General features: G+C 70.3%; 17 protein-coding genes. 7 read left to right on the forward strand and 10 right to left on the reverse strand.

The window, feature by feature from the left end; all coding sequences use genetic code 11:
* Positions 1-108: 108 nt before the first annotated feature.
* Both prmC and prfA read right to left on the reverse strand, forming a co-directional pair.
* The gene (gene prmC, locus LWW89_RS16135) at positions 109-1,080 is read right to left on the reverse strand and encodes a peptide chain release factor N(5)-glutamine methyltransferase (RefSeq protein WP_293266009.1); all 972 of its coding nucleotides are present in this window, start codon (positions 1,078-1,080) and stop codon (positions 109-111) included.
* Complete coding sequence (prfA, locus tag LWW89_RS16140) at positions 1,077-2,159, reverse strand: peptide chain release factor 1 (RefSeq protein WP_293266011.1); 1,083 nt, start codon at positions 2,157-2,159, stop codon at positions 1,077-1,079. Before prfA ends, prmC begins: the two co-directional genes overlap by 4 nt.
* Positions 2,160-2,250: 91 nt before the next feature.
* Between prfA and LWW89_RS16145 the strand changes: the two genes are divergently transcribed.
* Complete coding sequence (locus LWW89_RS16145) at positions 2,251-2,904, forward strand: cold shock and DUF1294 domain-containing protein (RefSeq protein WP_293266013.1); 654 nt, start codon at positions 2,251-2,253, stop codon at positions 2,902-2,904.
* 77 nt (positions 2,905-2,981) lie between these two features.
* Positions 2,982-3,329 carry a GFA family protein gene (locus tag LWW89_RS16150; RefSeq protein ID WP_293266015.1) on the forward strand — a complete coding sequence of 116 codons (348 nt, stop codon included), beginning with the start codon at positions 2,982-2,984 and terminating at the stop codon, positions 3,327-3,329.
* A gap of 33 nt (positions 3,330-3,362) precedes the next feature.
* On the opposite strand, the gene LWW89_RS16155 is transcribed toward LWW89_RS16150, so the two are convergent.
* A complete protein-coding gene (locus LWW89_RS16155) occupies positions 3,363-3,743 on the reverse strand; it encodes a TfoX/Sxy family protein (RefSeq protein ID WP_293266017.1) in 381 nt (126 codons plus the stop codon).
* Between the two features lie 184 nt (positions 3,744-3,927).
* Between LWW89_RS16155 and LWW89_RS16160 the strand changes: the two genes are divergently transcribed.
* On the forward strand, positions 3,928-4,170 hold the full coding sequence (locus LWW89_RS16160) for a zinc ribbon domain-containing protein (RefSeq protein WP_293266019.1): 243 nt from the start codon (positions 3,928-3,930) through the stop codon (positions 4,168-4,170).
* A gap of 34 nt (positions 4,171-4,204) precedes the next feature.
* Here LWW89_RS16160 and hemA read toward each other — a convergent pair whose 3' ends face one another.
* From hemA to LWW89_RS16185, 5 genes are all read right to left on the reverse strand, one after another.
* Positions 4,205-5,461 carry a glutamyl-tRNA reductase gene (gene hemA / locus LWW89_RS16165; RefSeq protein WP_293266021.1) on the reverse strand — a complete coding sequence of 419 codons (1,257 nt, stop codon included), beginning with the start codon at positions 5,459-5,461 and terminating at the stop codon, positions 4,205-4,207.
* 198 nt (positions 5,462-5,659) lie between these two features.
* The gene (locus LWW89_RS16170; RefSeq protein ID WP_293266022.1) at positions 5,660-6,865 is read right to left on the reverse strand and encodes an FAD-dependent monooxygenase; all 1,206 of its coding nucleotides are present in this window, start codon (positions 6,863-6,865) and stop codon (positions 5,660-5,662) included.
* Complete coding sequence (locus tag LWW89_RS16175; protein ID WP_293266024.1) at positions 6,858-8,252, reverse strand: aminopeptidase P N-terminal domain-containing protein; 1,395 nt, start codon at positions 8,250-8,252, stop codon at positions 6,858-6,860. Before LWW89_RS16175 ends, LWW89_RS16170 begins: the two co-directional genes overlap by 8 nt.
* A gap of 135 nt (positions 8,253-8,387) precedes the next feature.
* Positions 8,388-9,158 carry an N-acetylmuramate alpha-1-phosphate uridylyltransferase MurU gene (gene murU, locus LWW89_RS16180; protein WP_293266095.1) on the reverse strand — a complete coding sequence of 257 codons (771 nt, stop codon included), beginning with the start codon at positions 9,156-9,158 and terminating at the stop codon, positions 8,388-8,390.
* A gap of 33 nt (positions 9,159-9,191) precedes the next feature.
* Positions 9,192-10,223 (reverse strand): phosphotransferase, encoded by a 1,032-nt coding sequence (locus LWW89_RS16185; protein WP_293266026.1) that lies wholly within the window; start codon positions 10,221-10,223, stop codon positions 9,192-9,194.
* Between the two features lie 171 nt (positions 10,224-10,394).
* On the opposite strand from LWW89_RS16185, the gene LWW89_RS16190 reads away from it, so the two are divergent.
* From LWW89_RS16190 to rsmA, 4 genes are read left to right on the forward strand one after another with little or no spacing between them, the layout of a single operon-like run.
* The gene (locus tag LWW89_RS16190) at positions 10,395-13,013 is read left to right on the forward strand and encodes an LPS-assembly protein LptD (RefSeq protein ID WP_293266028.1); all 2,619 of its coding nucleotides are present in this window, start codon (positions 10,395-10,397) and stop codon (positions 13,011-13,013) included.
* Complete coding sequence (locus tag LWW89_RS16195; protein ID WP_293266030.1) at positions 13,010-14,365, forward strand: peptidylprolyl isomerase; 1,356 nt, start codon at positions 13,010-13,012, stop codon at positions 14,363-14,365. Before LWW89_RS16190 ends, LWW89_RS16195 begins: the two co-directional genes overlap by 4 nt.
* Positions 14,365-15,402, forward strand: coding sequence for a 4-hydroxythreonine-4-phosphate dehydrogenase PdxA (gene pdxA, locus LWW89_RS16200; RefSeq protein ID WP_293266032.1), 1,038 nt, complete (start codon positions 14,365-14,367; stop codon positions 15,400-15,402). Before LWW89_RS16195 ends, pdxA begins: the two co-directional genes overlap by 1 nt.
* 49 nt (positions 15,403-15,451) lie before the next feature.
* Positions 15,452-16,255: a 16S rRNA (adenine(1518)-N(6)/adenine(1519)-N(6))-dimethyltransferase RsmA gene (rsmA, locus tag LWW89_RS16205; protein ID WP_293266034.1), complete on the forward strand. Its 804-nt coding sequence runs from the start codon at positions 15,452-15,454 to the stop codon at positions 16,253-16,255.
* A 9-nt stretch (positions 16,256-16,264) separates the two neighbouring features.
* Here the strand turns inward: rsmA and LWW89_RS16210 are convergent, their stop codons facing one another.
* Both LWW89_RS16210 and LWW89_RS16215 read right to left on the reverse strand, forming a co-directional pair.
* On the reverse strand, positions 16,265-16,561 hold the full coding sequence (locus LWW89_RS16210) for a hypothetical protein (RefSeq protein ID WP_293266036.1): 297 nt from the start codon (positions 16,559-16,561) through the stop codon (positions 16,265-16,267).
* Between the two features lie 398 nt (positions 16,562-16,959).
* Positions 16,960-17,148 carry a DUF2892 domain-containing protein gene (locus LWW89_RS16215; protein ID WP_293266038.1) on the reverse strand — a complete coding sequence of 63 codons (189 nt, stop codon included), beginning with the start codon at positions 17,146-17,148 and terminating at the stop codon, positions 16,960-16,962.
* Positions 17,149-17,233 lie beyond the last annotated feature (85 nt).

Below are 17,233 nucleotides of genomic sequence, written 5' to 3' on the forward strand. Positions count from 1 at the left end.
AAAGCTGTTGTTGGACGGAAAGGGAACCGCCAGGGTTCCGTCCCGGGCGGCAAATTCTAGCCGAGGGCGGCGGTGGCCGGCGTAACGCCGATCAAATCCGGGGCCGCATCAGGCCGCTGCGCTTCTGGTGCCGCCGGCCCAGATGCCGCCGCTGACCCGGTCCAGGCCGGCCAGGTCGGTCCAGGTGGCGACCTGGGCGAAGCCGGCGGCGCCGAGCAGGTCGCGGCACAGGGGGCCCTGGTCGTAGCCGTGCTCCAGCAGCAGCCAGCCGCCGGGATGCAGGTGGGCCAGGGCGGCAGCCACGATGGCGCGCAGGCAGGCCCCGCCGTCGCCGCCGGCCACGCCATCGGTGAGCGCACCGCGCGGTTCGAAGGGCAGGCCGTCGCCTTCCAGGTGCGGGTCCCCCTCGGCCACGTAGGGCGGGTTGCCGGCGATGAGGTGGAAGCGTTCGCCGGCCAGGGCGGAAAACCAGTCGGAGAGGACGAAGCGCACCGCCAGACCGAGACGCCGGGCGTTGCCCTCGGCCACCGCCAGGGCGGCGGGGGAACGGTCCACGGCGGTGACCGCCACGGCGGGGCCGGCCTCGTGGGCCAGGGCCAGGGCGATGGCGCCGCTGCCGGTGCCCAGGTCGAGCACCTGGAGGGGCTGGTCGGAGGGCGGTGACGGTGGGGCTGCCTGGAGATCAAGGACTGGCGCGGGGTTTGCCGCTGCCTGCCCGGAGAGCCGCGCCCCGCCTTGCTGCCAGGCGGCGATGGCCTGGAGCGCCCGATCCACCAGCACTTCCGTGTCGTCCCGGGGAATCAGCACGTCCGGGGTGACCGTCAGGTCCAGGCCACGGAAGGGGGCGTGGCCGGTCAGGTAGGCCAGGGGCTCGCCCGCGGCGCGGCGCGCCACCAGGGCGGCGTAGGCGGCGGCTTCCTCGGGTGTGAGCGGCGTGTCGGGCCGGGTGAGCAGTTCGGCGTGGCTGATGGCGCAGACGTGCTCCAGCAGCAGCCGCGCCTCCAGCCGGGGGATGCGGGCGCTGGCGTCGCGCCAGGCCTGGGCCCGGGCGAGGGGCGGGGTGCCGGCCCCGTCGCTCATTCCTGCTCGGCCAGGCTGGCCAGCAGTTCGGCCTGGTGCTCGTTGGCCAGGGCGCCGACCATTTCGTCCAGATCGCCGTCCATGATCGCGGCGATCTTGTACAGGGTCAGGTTGATGCGGTGGTCGGTGATGCGCCCTTGCGGGAAGTTGTAGGTGCGGATGCGCTCGGAGCGGTCGCCGGAACCGATCAGGCTCTTGCGCGTGGCCGCCTCCTTGGCCTGGGCGGCGCGGATCTGGGCGTCCTTGATGCGCGCCACCAGCACGCGCATCGCCGATTCCCGGTTCTGGTGCTGGGAGCGGCCGTCCTGGCACTCGGCCACGGTGCCGGTGGGCAGGTGGGTGATGCGCACCGCCGATTCGGTCTTGTTCACGTGCTGGCCGCCGGCGCCGGAGGCCCGGTAGGTGTCGATCTTGAGGTCGGCCGGGTTCATGTCCACGTCGGACACGTCGTCGGCCTCGGGCATCACCGCCACGGTGCAGGCCGAGGTGTGGATGCGCCCCTGGGTCTCGGTCTCGGGCACGCGCTGGACGCGGTGGCCGCCGGATTCGAACTTGAGCCGGGAATAGGCGCCGTTGCCGATGATGCGGCAGATCACTTCCTTGTAGCCGCCCAGGTCCGACTCGGAGGCGGACAGCACCTCCAGCTGCCAGCGGTTGCGCTCGGCGTAGCGGGAGTACATGCGGAACAGGTCGCCGGCGAACAGGGCCGACTCGTCGCCGCCGGTGCCGGCGCGGATTTCCAGCACGATGTTGCGGTCGTCGTTGGGGTCCCGGGGCAGCAGCAGCTTTTGCAGGTCCAGCTCGATCCCGGGCAGCTTTTCCTTGGCGGCGGCCAGTTCCTCCTGGGCCAGGGCCTTCATGTCCGGGTCGGCGAGCATGGCCTCGGCGTCGGCCATGTCGGCCTCGGCCTGGCGGTAGGCCTGGTAGCGGGTCACCACCGGCTCCAGCTCGGCCCGCTCCCGGGAGAGCTTGCGGAACTGGTCCAGGTCGGCGGCGGCGTTTTCCGAGGAGAGCAGGGCGTCCACCTCGGCCAGGCGCCGGGCGAGGGTGTCGAGTTTTTCGCGGATGCTGGATTTCATGGGGGCGGAGTTTACTTGCTCCGGTCCGTTCCTCCCACCCTGGGGTAGGATGCCGGCCGGAATCCATGAGGCGACATGACAGGGGGAAGCGATGCCGCAGGGAACGATCGTGCGCTGGGTCGAGGCCCGGGGCTTCGGTTTCATCGCCCCGGACGGGGGCGGCGACGACGTGTTCGTCCATGCCCGGGCCTTTGCCGGCCGGGACGCGCAGCCGGTGCCGGGAACCAAGGTGTCCTACCGGCTGGCGCGGGATGGCGCCGGGCGCTACCGGGCCGAGGACGTGGCCCTGGCCGGGGCCTCGCCACGCTCCAGCGCTGCACGCCGTGGCCCGCGAGATGGACGGGACAGCCGCGCGGCCGACGAGCCCGGCCAGGGGGCTTTGTGGGGGCGGGCGATCCTGGGCGTGGCCGCGCTGTCGGCCGGGGTCTGGCTGGTGCGCAGCGGCCAATTGAGCGCTGCGGCAGGCCTGATCCTGGCCGGCCTCAGCGGGGTGACCTTCATCGCCTACGGCGCGGACAAGCTGGCGGCGGTGCAGCGGGAATGGCGCTGGTCGGAAAACAGCCTGCACCTGCTGGCCCTGCTCGGCGGCTGGCCGGGGGCGCTGCTGGGCCAGGCCCTGTTCCGCCACAAGCATCGCAAGGCGGCGTTCCTCGCCCAGTTCTGGGTCACCGTGGTGCTCAACGTCTCAGCCCTGGGCTTCGCCATCGTCCAAGGGCCCCGGCTTTTGCCCGGCTGGGCGGGGTAGATTAGGCTTTTGCACGGGCGGACCGGTTTGCCCGTACCGCTGCGTTTTCACCGTTTGTCCAGAAAAGGAGCCGGGCCATGATCTACAAGGGAAGCTGCCACTGTGGCCGCACTGCCTTCGAGGTGGAGGGCGAGCTGGCCCAGGTGGCCGATTGCAACTGTTCGATCTGCTCGCGCAAGGGCGCCCTGCTCTGGTTTGTATCGCGGGACCAGTTGCGCCTGCTGACGCCGGACGAGAACCTGGCGACCTACACCTTCGGCAAGGAGCGCATCCGCCACCGCTTTTGCCCGGTGTGCGGCATCCACCCCTTCGGCGAGGGCACCGACCCGGGCGGCCGGGCCGTGGCGGCGATCAACGTGCGCTGCCTGGAGGACGTGGACATTGCTGCCCTGCCCGTCACCCACTTCGACGGGCGCGCCCTCTGATTTTGCCGGGGGCCGCCGCGGGGCGGCGGGCCTTTACGCAGGGCCGGGCGCAGCGGTGCGACGTCGGCCGTGTTTGCCCGGCGTTGCCCGCCCGCAGCGCAGGCCGGCGGCAATGGCGCCGCGGCACCAGCGCCACAGGGCCGTATCGTCGTCGGCCGCCTCGTCGGGCAGGGGATAGTAGGGCAGCACCTGGATGCGGCCGGACGGCGCCTGAAAGGTCAGGGGCGTGAGGCCGAGCCGGGTGAAGTCGTCCCGGTTGACGTCGTCGGCCTTGAGGTAGAACTGGCCGTCGGCGTAGATGGCGAAGAACACCCCGTCGCAGTACAGCCCGCGGCTACCGAACATGCGCCGGGCGGTGATGTGCCCCAGGGGCCCGAGGCGGTCGAGCAGCCAGGTCAGGTCGTCGTTGGTCATGGCATCCCCGGTCGTGGGTGGGAATCCTTTTTGCTATGGCAGGGTAACGGGACCGCCGGGTCCCTGAAACGCGCGGGGCGCGTCGGATTGCCGACACAGGGCGGGGTCGCCTGATCGGAAATGTCTGGCCTGCGACACTCTGCGCTCGCACATTGCGACATTGCCCTTTGCCGAGGCTGCCATCATGCCCCTCCACGATTTCCGCTGCCAGGACTGCGCCGCCGCCTTCGAGGCCCTGGTGCGCGCTGGCCGGGCCCCTGTCTGTCCGCTCTGTGGCAGCGGGCGCCTGGAAAAATGCGTGTCGCTCCCCGCTGCACCGGGCAAGAGCGCCACCCTGATTCGGGAAGGCCGCGCCCGGGCGGCGCGGGCAGGGCATTTCAGCCATTACGGCTTGGCAGAGCGGGTGCGGCTGAAGAAGAACGGATGAGCGGGGCGCGGCGGCGCCCGCCGGGGAAGGGCCGTCAGTCGCCCTGGTGCAGATGGAACAGGCGCTGCACGGCGGCGTGCAGGTTCACGTCCTGCTCGGGCTGGGCGGCGGCCTGGTTGAGCGCCTGGGTCGGGGCGTGGAGGAACTTGTTGGTGAGGCGCTGGGAGAGGGCTTCCAGGACCTTTTCCGGGGCTTCGCCCTTGGCCAGCAGCTTCATGGCGTGCTCGACCTCATGGCGGCGCATGCGCTCGGCGGAGTCGCGCAGGGCGCGGATGGTGGGTACCGAGTGGCGCTGCTCGATCCAGTGCAGGAAGTGCTCGACCCGGGCGTCGATGATTGCCTCGGCTTCCACCACGGCGGCCTGGCGGGCCTCCATGCCGGACGCCACCACCTGGGAGAGGTCGTCCACGGTGTACAGGAAGACGTCGTCGAGTTCGCCGACCTCGGGTTCGATGTCCCGGGGTACCGCCAGGTCCACCATGAACATGGGCTTGTGGCGGCGTGCCTTGATCGCCCGCTCGGCCAGGCCCAGCCCGATGATCGGCAGGGGCGCGGCGGTGCACGAGACGACGATGTCGTGCTGGGGCAGGGCCTCGGCCAAATCTTCGAGGCGGATCGCTCGGCCGTCGAAGCGGGCGGCCAGGGCCTGGCCCCGCTCCACGGTGCGGTTGGTGATGGTGATGGCCTTGGGGGCCTGGGCGGCGAAGTGGGTGGCGGTTAGCTCGATCATCTCGCCGGCGCCGATGAACAGGATGCGCTGGTTGGAGATGGAATCGAAGATGCGTCCGGCCAGGTGCACCGCGGCGGCGGCCATGGAGACGATGTTGGCGCCGATGGCGGTGGTGGTGCGCACTTCCTTGGCCACCGCGAAGGAACGCTGGAACAGCTTGTTGAGCAGGGTTCCCAGGGTGCCGGCCTCTTCGGCGGCGCGCACCGCATCCTTCATCTGGCCGAGGATCTGGGGCTCGCCGATGACCATGGAGTCGAGGCCGGAGGCGACGCGGAAGGCGTGGCGCACCGCTTCCCGCTCGGGCAGGGTGTACAGGTAGGGGGTGATGCGGTCGATCGGCAGGCGGTGGAAGTCGGCCAGCCAGCGGGCGGCGTCCTCCGGGGTTTCCGCCGCGCAATACACCTCGGTGCGGTTGCAGGTCGACAGGATCGCCGCCTCCCGGGCCGGGCCGCCCGCCAGGCTGGCCAGGGCCTGGGGCAGCTTGTCGGCGCCGAACGCCACCTGTTCGCGCACCGAGACGGGGGCGGTGTGGTGGTTGATGCCGAGGGTGTAAAGCCGCATGGGGAAAAATCGGGGCGGGAAGCCGGGAGAAGTGCGAGGAATGCAGGGAAAGCGGCGCCGATTATAGCACCGGGGTTTTGGCCCCCCGGCTGCCGGCGGGAGACGCCCTTGATTTACCGCAAGTCGTTCCGCCGCGCCGGCACAACGCCGACGCCGGACGCAAGGCCGGGGCGGAACGGCCCGCTATTGGCGCCCGCCTCACCAGCCCCGGGCACCCCAGATCATGCGCCGGGCGACGAAGTGGCGGGCCGGCGGCACCAGGTCCAGGGCGAGCAGGCCCAGGCCCCGGGCGATGCGCAGCGGGGCGGCGTCGTTGGAGAAGAGGCGCACGATGCCGTCGGTGAACACGGCGCTGCCGCGCCGGTCGATCTGGCGGGCGGCGGCGTAGGCCGCCAGCGTCCGGGCTTCCCCCGGGTCCCGGACGGCCAGGCCGTGGGGCGTCAGGGCCTCGGCCAGTTCCCAGGCGTCGCGCAGGCCCAGGTTGAAGCCCTGGCCGGACACCGGGTGCAGGGTCTGGGCGGTATTGCCGATCCACACTTCCCGCTCCCCCGCCAGGGCACCGCGCAGGCGCAGGGCCAGGGGAAAGCTGGCCCGGGGGCCGGCGGCGGTGAAGGCGAGGCGGCGGCCAAACTGGGCCTGCAACGCCGCGACGAAGGCCGCGTCGTCCAGGGCGAGCAGGCGCTCGGCCTTGTCCGGCGGCACGGTGAACACCACCGCCAGTTTGTCTTCCAGGGGCAGCAGGGCCAGGGGGCCGTCCGGGGTGAAGCGTTCCCAGGCCCGGTTGCCGTGGGGCTGGGCGGTGCTCACCTCGGCGAGCACCGCGTGCTGGCCGTAGTCCTTCACCGATACCGCCGGGTCGTCGTAGGGCGTGCCCTCGGCGTGCACCAGCAGGCGGGTGGTGCAGGGCAGGGGCAGCTGGCCGTCGCGGTGCAGGGCGAGGCGGCGCTGGCCGTCGGCCACGCTGCCGTGGTCGGCGACCCGGGTGGTGTCGCGCCAGGCCAGGCCTTCCTGTTCGGCCCGGGCGGCCAGGGCCGTCCACAGGTCGCCGTAGCGCACCACGTAGCCGAGGGCGGGAACCCCTTCCTCGGCGGCGGTCATCTCGGTGCGGCCGAAGCCGCCGCGCTGGGAGACGTGGATGGTGGTGATCGGCGTGGCGGCCCGTGCCGGCCAGGCGCCGAGCTGTTCGAGCAGCTGGCGGGTGCCGTGGGACAGGGCCAGGGCCCGGGGATCGGCCCGGGAGGCGTCCCGGGGGCGGGCGTCCACCAGCAGGCTGGGCTGGCCGCGGCGGGCCAGGGCCAGCGCCAGGGTCAGGCCCACCGGGCCGGCGCCGGAAATCAGGATGTCGGCGTGCAGTGCGTCGCTCGCAGCGGCGGTGGCGGCAGGGGTGAGGCGGGTGTCAGCCATGGGCCATCACCTCCTCGATCTCGGCCACGGTCTTGGGCGGGCTGGTGAGCACGTGGCAGCCGGCGGCGGTGACGGCCACGTCGTCCTCGATGCGGATGCCGATGTTCCACAGGGCCTCGGGCACCTTGTCCGCCGGGCGGATGTACAGGCCCGGCTCCACGGTCAGCACCATGCCCGGTTCCAAGGGCATCCAGTCGCTGCCGCCGCCTTCCACCGGGCGCTTGTAGTCGCCGGCGTCGTGCACGTCCAGGCCCAGCCAGTGGCCGGTGCGGTGCATGTACCAGGGCTTGTAGGCCTCGCTCTCGATCAGGCCGTCGATGTCGCCGGACAGCAGCTTGAGATCCACCAACCCCTGGGTGAGCACCCGCAGGGCGGCGGCGTGGGGGTCCTGGAAGGTGGCGCCGGGCTTGATGGTGTCGATGGCGGCCAGCTGGGAGGCGAGCACGATTTCGTAGACGTCCTTCTGGGCTGGGGAGAAGCGGCCGTTCACCGGGTAGGTGCGGGTGATGTCCGAAGCGTAGCCGGCCACTTCGCAGCCGGCGTCGATCAGCAGCAGATCGCCGTCCTTGAGGATGGCGTTGTTCTCGACGTAGTGCAGCACACAGGCGTTCTTGCCTCCGGCGACGATGGGCGGGTAGGAGTGGCCGTCGGCCCCGCGCAGGCGGAAGTCGTGGAACAGCTCGGCCTCGATCTGGAATTCCGCGAGGCCCGGCCGGGTGCGCGCCATGGCGCGGCGGTGGGCCAGACTGGCGATGTCGGCGGCGCGCTGCATCAGGGCCAGTTCGCTGGCGTCCTTGACCAGGCGCAGGGCGTCGAGCACCTGGCGCAGGTCGCGGATCTCGCCCGGAGCGCGGGTGCCGGCCCGGCTGCGGGTGCGCACGGTGTTGATGGCAGCGGCCAGGCGCTCGTCCCAGTAACTGTCCACGCCGAGGGTGTGCCACAGGGCCGGCTGGTCGCCGAGCAGGTCGGGCAGTTGGGCGTCCAGTTCGCCGATGGGGTGGGCCTCGTCCACAGCGAAGGCGCCCTGGGCGGCGGCCGGGCCGTGGCGATAGCCGTCCCAGATTTCCCGTTCCTCATTCTTCTCGCGGCAGAACAGCAGGCTGCGCCCGCCCTCCGGGTGGGCCGGATCGGCCACCAGCACCAGCACCGCCTCGGGTTCGCCGAAGCCGGTCAGGTACCAGAAGTAGCTGTCGGCCCGGTAGGGGTAGTGGGTGTCCCGGTTGCGCAGCTTTTCCGGCGCGGTGGGCACCACCGCCACGCCGCCGCCGGTTGCGGCCATGCGTTCGAGCAGGCGGCGGCGCCGGGCGACGAAGGGGGCTGGGTCGAAGGGCGTGGCCAGGGGGGCGGGATCGAGGGGGGGCAGGGCGGCGTGGAGAGGAGCGTTCATGGCGCGATTATCGTCCCCTGCGGCGGGCGCGGGGAAGGCGGAAGTGGATTGGGGCCGGGGGCTCGGCATCGCCTGAGGGCCGCAAGTCGGCCGTGGGGGCGGTTCTGGATGAATGCGTGGGGCCAGTGCTGCCGTTCAGGCGGAGCGACCCGCACGGAGTTCGGCATCCAGGGCGGCCAGACGTTCCGGGGTGCCCACGTCTTCCCAGCGGCCGGCGTGCTGCTCGCCGCTGATGCGCCCCTCGGCCATGGCGGCGCGCAGCAGGGGGGCGAGCTTGGCCGGGGTCTGGCCGTCCAGCCCGGCGAACAGGGCCGGATGATAGAGGCCGATGCCGGCATAGGTGAGCGCCTGCTCTCCTGGAACCCTAGGACTGGCGCGGACCTTTTGCGAGGCGGTATCGAGGACGAAATCGCCCTCCGGGTGGTGGGGGGGGTTGGGTACCAGCACCAGGTGGGCCAGTTCGCCCAGGGCGCCGGAGCGATCCCGGGGCGCGGGGGCGTGTTCGCCCGCAAGCGTGGTACCGGTGCTGCTTGCCGCCGCCAGCCGGGCGGCCAGGGCCGGGGTGCGGGCCAGGTCCCAGTCGCAATAGACGTCGCCGTTCACCACCAGGAACGGGGCATCCCCCAGCAGCGGCAGCGCCCGGGCGATGCCGCCGGCAGTTTCCAGGGCGCCGGGTGGTTCGGCGGAGTAGGCCAGGGTGAGTCCCCACTCACGCCCGTTGCCCAGCCGCTGCTCGATCAGCCGGCCCAGGTGGGCATGGTTGATGACCACCTCGCGGATGCCGGCAGCGGCCAGCCGTTCCAGGTGCCAGACGATCAGGGGCTTGCCGCCGGCCTCCAGCAGGGGTTTGGGGCAGGTGTCGGTGAGAGGGCGCATGCGCTCGCCGCGGCCGGCGGCGAGGATCATGGCCTTGAGCGCGGGAGCGGACATGGGGCGGCGTTAGAAGGTGTAGCCGACCTTGTCCTGGTGGTTCTCCAGGGTGTCGAGCAGGCGCAGGAAGGGTTTCAGGGCGATGTAGCGCTCGGCGACGCGGCGGGCGTAGCCGAGGAAGCGGGGCAGGTCGGTGAGGTACTTCTCCTTGCCGTCCCGGTAGTTGAGGCGGCAGAAGATGCCCAGCACCTTGAGGTGGCGTTGCAGGCCCATCCACTCGAAGGCTCGGTAGAACTCGCCGAAGTCGTGGTTGAAGGCCTCGCTCACCGGCAGGCCGGCGCGGCGGGCTTCGTCCCAGTAGCGCACGGTCCAGTCGATGACCTGCTCTTCTTCCCAGGACAGGAAGGCGTCGCGGAACAGGGAGGCCACGTCGTAGGTGATCGGGCCGTAGACCGCATCCTGGAAGTCCAGAATGCCGGGGCCGTTGCCGCCCAGGGGGGCCACCATCAGGTTGCGCGGCATGTAGTCGCGGTGCACATACACCTTGGGCTGGGCCAGGGCGGACGCCACCAGCAGATCGCAGGTCTTGGCCAGCACGGCCTGCTCGGCATCGCTCAGGGTGTGGCCCAGGTGGCGGGCGACGAACCATTCGGGAAAGAGGCCCAGTTCGCGGCGCAGCAGTGCCTCGTCGTAGGCGGGCAGCACGCCCTCCCGGGAAGCCCCCTGCCAGCGCACCAGGGCGGTGATGGCCTCGCGCATGTACGGATCGGCCTGGGCCGGGGCGAAATCGAAGGTGGCGAAGTGCTCCAGGTAGGTGGCGCCGCCCAGGTCGGTGAGCAGCAGGAAGCCCCGCTCCAGGTCCTGGGCGAGCACTTCGGGGGCGGTCAGGCCGGCGTCCCGGATCAGCCCGGCGACGTGCACGAAGGGGCGGCAATCCTCCTGGGGCGGCGGCGCGTCCATGACGATGCGGGTGGCGCCGTCGGGCAGGGCGATGCGGAAGTAGCGGCGGAAGCTGGCGTCGGCGGAGGCCGGCACCAGGGTCGGGGCGGGCTGGCCGAGGACGTGGGTCAGCCAGGTGGAGAGGTCGTCGAGGCGGGACATGGGCGATGGTCGGCGGAGAAGAGCGGGCGGGGATGGTCGGGCAAGGGGCCGGGCGGTGCGCAGGGCGCCGGCGCAGTGCTGGCGTTTCCAGGCGGCGCGGGCGTCGGGGCAGCGCCGGTATGGTGCTAGAATGCGACGATTTTACCATCCGGGCTGACCACGGCCGACCCGATGCGCCCAACCACTTTCCCTTTCCGCCTGACCCCGCTTGCCCTCTGCCTGTGCGCCGGAGTGGCGGGGCTCGCCCATGGGGCGCCCCTGGCGCCCTTCGCCGTCGATCCGAGCCTCCTCGGCCTGACGCCGCCCTCCAATCCGTCCGGTGCGCCGGCGGCCTCTTCCCCGTCTTCCGCCGCCGAGGTGCGCCCGGTAACGACGCCAGAGGTGACGCCGCTGCCCGCGGCCAGTGCGCCGGCGCCCGCTGCCGCGCCTGCCACGCGTCCGGCCCCGGCGCCGGCGCCGCGCTCCGGTGCCGGCAGCGGAGCGGCCACCGACAACGCCGCTCCCGCCCCCGCTCCGACGGACACCATGCCCGGCCTGCGCCTGGCGCCGACGCCCCGGCTGGGCGCCATGCCGGAGCCCAAGGGGCCGCTGCCCACCTTCCTGCTGGCCGACCGCCTGTCCGGCCAGACCGACGTGGTGACCGTGGCCGAGGGCAACGCGGAACTGCGCCGCTACAACAAGACCGTCACCGCCGACCGGATGACCTACCAGCATGTGGCCGACGAGGTGGATGCCGAGGGCAACGTGGTCCTGGCCGGCCCCACCGGCACGGTGAGCGGTCCGCTGATGCACTTGCAGGTCGATTCCCAGGTGGGCTTCTTTACCACGCCCGACTATGTCTTCCGCCAGCAGCGGGTGATCAAGGACAACAACCCCTACGCCATTCCCATTCCGGGCGTGCCGCGCAACGGTGAGATCCGTCGCAACACGGTGATGCAGGGCTCGGCCGAGCGCATCCTGTTCGAGGGCGAGGACCAGTACCGGCTGGAGAACGCCACCTTCTCCACTTGCCAGGGCCCCAATCCGGACTGGTACGGCCGCATCGGCGACCTGGGCCTGGACTACGAGCGGGAGGAAGGGGAAGGGCGTAACGCCGTGCTGTACTTCAAGGACGTGCCCTTCCTGTACGCGCCCCTGATGTCCTTCGGCCTCAACAATCAGCGCAAGTCGGGCTTCCTGGCGCCTACCTTTGGCGCCACCTCGAACAGCGGCTTCGACTTCGCCCAGCCCTACTACATCAACCTGGCGCCGAACTACGATGCCATGATCACCCCGCGCCTAGTGTCCAAGCGCGGCATGATGGTCAATGGCGATTTCCGCTACCTGACGCCGAGCTATAGCGGCGAACTGCAGGCGGAGTACATGCCCGACGACAGCCTCAAAGGCACCAGCCGGCATTCCTACAACCTGATGCACTTCCAGAATTTTGGCAACGGCCTGACCGGCCGGCTGGATTTGCAGGGGGCTTCCGACGATACCTACTTCACGGATCTGGCCAGCCGTTTCGCCATTACCTCCCAGACCCAGCTGCTGCGCCGCGGCCTGCTGACCTATTCGGGCGGGTGGTGGGCGGCGACTGCCGCGGTGCAGAGCTACCAGACCCTGCAGCCTGACCCCACGGCGCCGGTGGCCAAGCCTTACTCCCTGGAGCCCCAGATCACCCTGACGGCGCGGCGCCCGGATTTCTATTCCACCGACTTCGCCTTCACTGGCTCCTATTCAGATTTCCGCCATCCGACCCTGGACGAGGGCAAGCGCTTCTATGCCTACCCGACCCTGGCCCTGCCGTTGCAGACCAGCGGCCTGTTCCTCACCCCCAAGGTGGGCCTGAACATGGCCTCCTACAGCCTCAACCGGCAGCAGACCACGGGCGACTCCTCCGTATCCCGGGCGATCCCGGTGTTCAGCCTGGACGGCGGGGCAGTGTTCGAGCGGGACACGTCCTTCCGCGGCACCGGCTTCACCCAGACCCTGGAGCCCCGGCTGTTCTACGTGCGCATCCCCTACAAGGACCAGAGCAATACCCCCTTGTTCGATACCTCGGCGCCGGACATCAACTTTGCCCAGATCTTCACCGAGAACCGCTTTACCGGCGGCGATCGGGTCGGGGACGCCAACCAGCTCACCGCCGCCGTCTCCTCCCGCCTGATCCGTCCCGACAGCGGGGCCGAGGTGATCAAGGCCATGGTGGGGCAGCGCTTCTACTTCAGCGACCAGAAGGTCACCCTCAATCCGGGGGACTCCCCGTCCACCGCCCGGCGCGCCGACTGGCTGTTCGCCGTCAACGGCCAGGTGGCGCCCAACACCACCGCGGACCTGGGCTGGCAGTACAACCCCCGGGATTCCCGTACCGAGCGCTTCTCCACCCAGCTGCGCTACCGGCCGGAAAGCGGCAAGCTGTTGCAGGTCGCCTACCGGATCAGCCGGGACACGGTGGCTCCCTTCGACACCTCGATCCGCCAGGTTGACGTGGCCGGCCAGTGGCCCCTGGGCGGGCGCTGGTACGGGGTGGGGCGCTACAACTACTCGACCCTGGACAAGCGCCTGCTTGAAGGTGTCGGCGGCGTGGAGTACAACGGCGGCTGCTGGGTCGCCCGGGGCGTGGTGCAGCAACTGGCGGTGACGTCTGCCACCCCGGTGCGCGCGTTCTTCTTCCAGCTCGAGCTGTCCGACTTCGCTAGCATCGGTTCCAACCCCCTCACCATCCTGCGGCGCAACGTTCCCGGCTATTCGCGCGTGCTGCCGTCCGATGGTTCCGTTCCCGTTCCTGCCTCTCAAGACGCCCTATGATTTCCCTGCTGTCCGCCCCTTTCCGTATCCGTCAGGCCGGCCGGCTGGCCGTGTTGGCGCTGCTGGCCTGCGCCCCCCTGCTGTCGTCCGGCGCCTCGGCCGCGCCCCGCAACGAGCCCAAGGAAGCCGACCGCATCGTGGCCGTGGTCAACGACGAGGTGATCACCGCCAGCGACCTGCGCCAGCGCCTTGACCTCGCCCTGGCCCAGTTGAAGAGCCGCGGCACCACCTTGCCGCCGCGGGAAGAGCTGGAGCGGCAGATGCTCGAACGGCTGGTGATGGACCGGGTGCAGCTGCAACTGGCCAAGGATTCCGGGGTGCGGGTCTCCGACGCCGACCTGGACCAGGCCATCGGCCGCATCGCCGCCAACAACAAGGTGTCGGTGCAGGACTTCCGCGCCATGCTGGAAAAGGACGGGGTGCCCTATCCCCGCTTCCGCGAGGAAATTCGCAGCGAGATCACCATCTCCCGGCTGCGCGAGCGGGAGGTGGACAACCGCATCACCATTTCCGACGGCGAGGTGGACAACTTCCTGGCCGGCGAGCAGCAAGGCGGCCCCGCCAGCGGCGAGGAATGGCAGATCGCCCACATCCTGGTCCGCTCCCCCGAGGGTGCCAGCCCGGAAGCCCTGCAAAAGCTCCAGGCCAAGGCCGCCCAGGCCGCCGAGCGCGCTGCCAAGGGCGATGACTTCGCCCAGCTGGCGGCCTCCTACTCCGACGCGCCGGATGCCCTCACCGGCGGCGACCTGGGTTTCCGTACCCCGGACCGCCTGCCCGCCATCTTTGCCCAGGCCGCCGCCCAGCTCAGCCCGGGCCAGGCCAGCGGCGTGCTGCGCAGCCCGGCGGGCTTCCACGTGATCAAGCTGATCGCCAAGAAGGGCGGCGGCGTCCAGCTGCCACCGGTGGAGCAGACCCGGGTGCGCCACATCCTGATCCGGGTGAACGAAGTGGTTTCCGAAGACGAAGCCCGGCGCAAGCTGGCGGCGGTCAAGGAGCGCCTGGAGAAGGGCGGCGCCACCTTCGCCGAGATGGCCCGCCTCTACTCCCAGGACGGTTCCGCCGCCAAGGGCGGCGATCTGGGCTGGATCTACCCGGGCGACACGGTGCCCGAGTTCGAGAAGGCCATGAACGAGCTGCCCCCCGGCAAGATCAGCGACCCGGTGCGCAGCCCCTTCGGCTGGCACCTGATCCAGGTCCAGGAACGCCGCGTCCAGGACGTGTCCGATGAGCGCCGCCGCGCCATCGCCCGCCAGACCCTGCGCGAGCGCCGTGTGGACGACGCCTACCAGGACTGGCTGCGCCAGATCCGCGACCGCGCCTACGTCGAGATCCGCCTGGGGAGCGGCGACTGATGTCTTCCGGCGCCGCGGCCTCCGCCCCCCTGATCGCCGTCACCAGCGGCGAGCCGGCCGGCATCGGCCCCGAGCTGTGCGCCCGGCTCGCCCAGGAGCGCTTTCCAGCCCGGCTGGTGGTGCTCGGCGACCGGGACCTGATCGCCGCCCGGGCCCGGGCCACCGGCCAGGTGGTGGCGATCCGCGACTACGACCCAGCCCAGCCGGCCGGCCGGGCGCCCTTCCCGGGCAGCCTGGAAGTGTTGCACGTGCCCCTGGCCGCTCCGTCGGAAGCAGGCACCCTCGATGCGCGCAACGGCGCCTACGTGCTGGCCCTGCTCGACCGGGCGCTGGCCGGCTGCGTCTCCGGCGAGTTCGCCGCCATGGTCACCGCCCCGGTGCACAAGGGCGTGATCAACGATGCCGGCGTGCCGTTCACCGGCCACACCGAATACCTGGCCGAGCACACCGCCACCCCCCGGGTGGTGATGATGCTCGCCGGCGACGTGGGCGAGGGCGAGGCCCGTCGTCCCCTGCGCGTCGCCCTGGCCACCACCCACCTGCCGCTCAAGGACGTGCCGGGCGCCATCACTCCGGCCCTGCTGCGCGAGGTCGTCACCATTCTCGACGCCGACCTCAAGCGCAAGTACGGCCTGGCCCGGCCGCGCATCCTGGTCACCGGCCTCAATCCCCACGCCGGGGAGGACGGCCATCTGGGGCGGGAGGAGATCGAAGTGATCGCCCCGACCCTGGACGCGCTGCGCGGCGAGGGCATCGAGCTGATCGGCCCCCTGCCCGCCGATACCCTGTTCACCCCCCCGGTGCTGGCGAAGGGAGACGCAGTGCTGGCCATGTACCACGACCAGGGCCTAGCCGTGCTCAAGTACGCCACCTTTGGCCAGGGTATCAACGTCACCCTGGGGCTGCCGGTGATCCGCACCTCGGTGGACCACGGCACTGCCCTGTCCCTGGCCGGTACCGGCCAGGCCGATCCGGGCAGCCTGTTCACCGCCGTCGACGAAGCCTGCCGCATGGCCGCCCTCTCCCGGGCCGGCTGACTCCTCAATCCCGATTTCCGGCGGCGCCGTCCAGGCGCCGTCTTCGCCCATGAAACACATCCCGCGCAAGCGCTTCGGCCAGAACTTCCTGGTGGACCTGCAACTCATCGAGGACATCGTCGGCGCCATCGGCCCGGCCAAGGGCGATACGGTGGTGGAGATCGGCCCCGGCCTGGGGGCCATCACCGAGCCCCTGCTGAAGCGCCTCGACCACCTGCACGTGGTCGAGATCGACCGGGATCTGATCGCCCGGCTCAAGCGCAAGCATGCGCCGGAGCGGGTCACCATCCACGAGGGCGACGCCCTGGCCTTCGATTTCACCAGCCTGGCCCCGGCCCCCGGCTCCCTGCGCATCGTCGGCAACCTGCCCTACAACATCTCGACGCCGCTGCTCTTCCACCTGGCCGAGGCCGCCGAGTCCGTGCGCGACATGCACTTCATGCTGCAAAAGGAAGTGGTCGAGCGCATGGTGGCCGGCCCGGGCGACAGCGACCGGGGCCGCCTTTCGGTGATGCTCCAGTACCGCTTCGACCTGGAGTGGCTGATCGACGTGCCGCCGGAATCCTTCGATCCGCCGCCCAAGGTGGATTCGGCGGTGGTGCGGCTCACCCCCAAGCCCCTGGCGGCGCTGCTGCCCCTGGCCGACTGGGCGGTGTTCGACCGGGTGGTGACCGCCGCCTTTTCCCAGCGGCGCAAGATGGTGCGCAACACCCTCAAGCCGGTGTGCGGCCCCGCCGACCTGGACGCCGTGGGCATCGACCCCCAGGCCCGGGCCGAGGACCTGACCCTGGAAGCTTTCGTCGCCCTGGCCAACCGTGTGGCGGCGCCGGGACGCGAGCCGGCCGGCGCGTAAGGTGGAAAGTTAATCCGTCTGATGGCTCTCGATGATGAGCCGGACGATGAGGTCGCAGGACAGGCCCGTGCGCGCGGCGAATTCGTCGAGCTTGTCGCAGACCGCGGGGTCGATCAGGAACGAGGTCTGCTTGATGTCCTCGTCGATGGCATGACCCGCCTCGAAGCGGGCTTTCAGGGCTCCAATGATGGTCTCGATCGTCGCCTCGGCGATGTAGGTTTCCAGCGCCTTGGCCATGAGCCCGCTTTTCTTGAGCTCATTTTTGTTTTCTTCGGTTATGCGAGCCGTCAGGAATTTGGGGTGCATGGCCGTACTCACTCTTTTTCGTGGCTGGTTGCAATATAAGAGCGCCGATCTGCCAAAAAATTGCCTCGGATCGCCGAAGTCGGCTGGGGCGGAGTTTTCCGGCACTGAAACCCGGTACGAGTTGCCCCATGCAATCAGCTTAGTGGCCGCCGCAAGCCTTTAGTTGCCAGAAGAAAGGCCATGGTTGGGGCATTGCAGCAGCATCGACGGCCGTTCTGCGGCTTTTTTCACGTTCCGGCCCAGGCGGGGCCGGCAGGCGCCTCACCCTGGATTTATGGCCGTTCGGGGTGAAAACACCGGAGTGCGCCGGAGCGGACGAAAAAAAGCGCGGTGCTGACTTTTCAGTCAAACCGCGCCAAGGGTGGAATCCTAGGGCTGGATCGTCGTTCCAGCGCCTTTTATTTGGTCGAGCAGGTCTTGATGCCGAACAGGGAGTAGGCCGGGCACCAGCCCATCAGGCCAGTGGCCAGGGGCACCACGCCGATGTAACCCCAGGGGCCGATCATGCCGGCCAGGGACAGGCCGATCAGCACCACGCCGGCGCCGATACGCGCCACTTTGTCGATACCGCCAACGTTCGCTTTCATGGTTGCCTCCTTTGGTTCATAACCATTTCATGATAGACCCGGCCGAGCGAAAGCGTCTGTGACCCAAGTTACATAAAGCGAAATT

Origin of the sequence: Oryzomicrobium sp. (assembly GCF_021287045.1) — a bacterium.
Classification (GTDB): domain Bacteria; phylum Pseudomonadota; class Gammaproteobacteria; order Burkholderiales; family Rhodocyclaceae; genus Oryzomicrobium.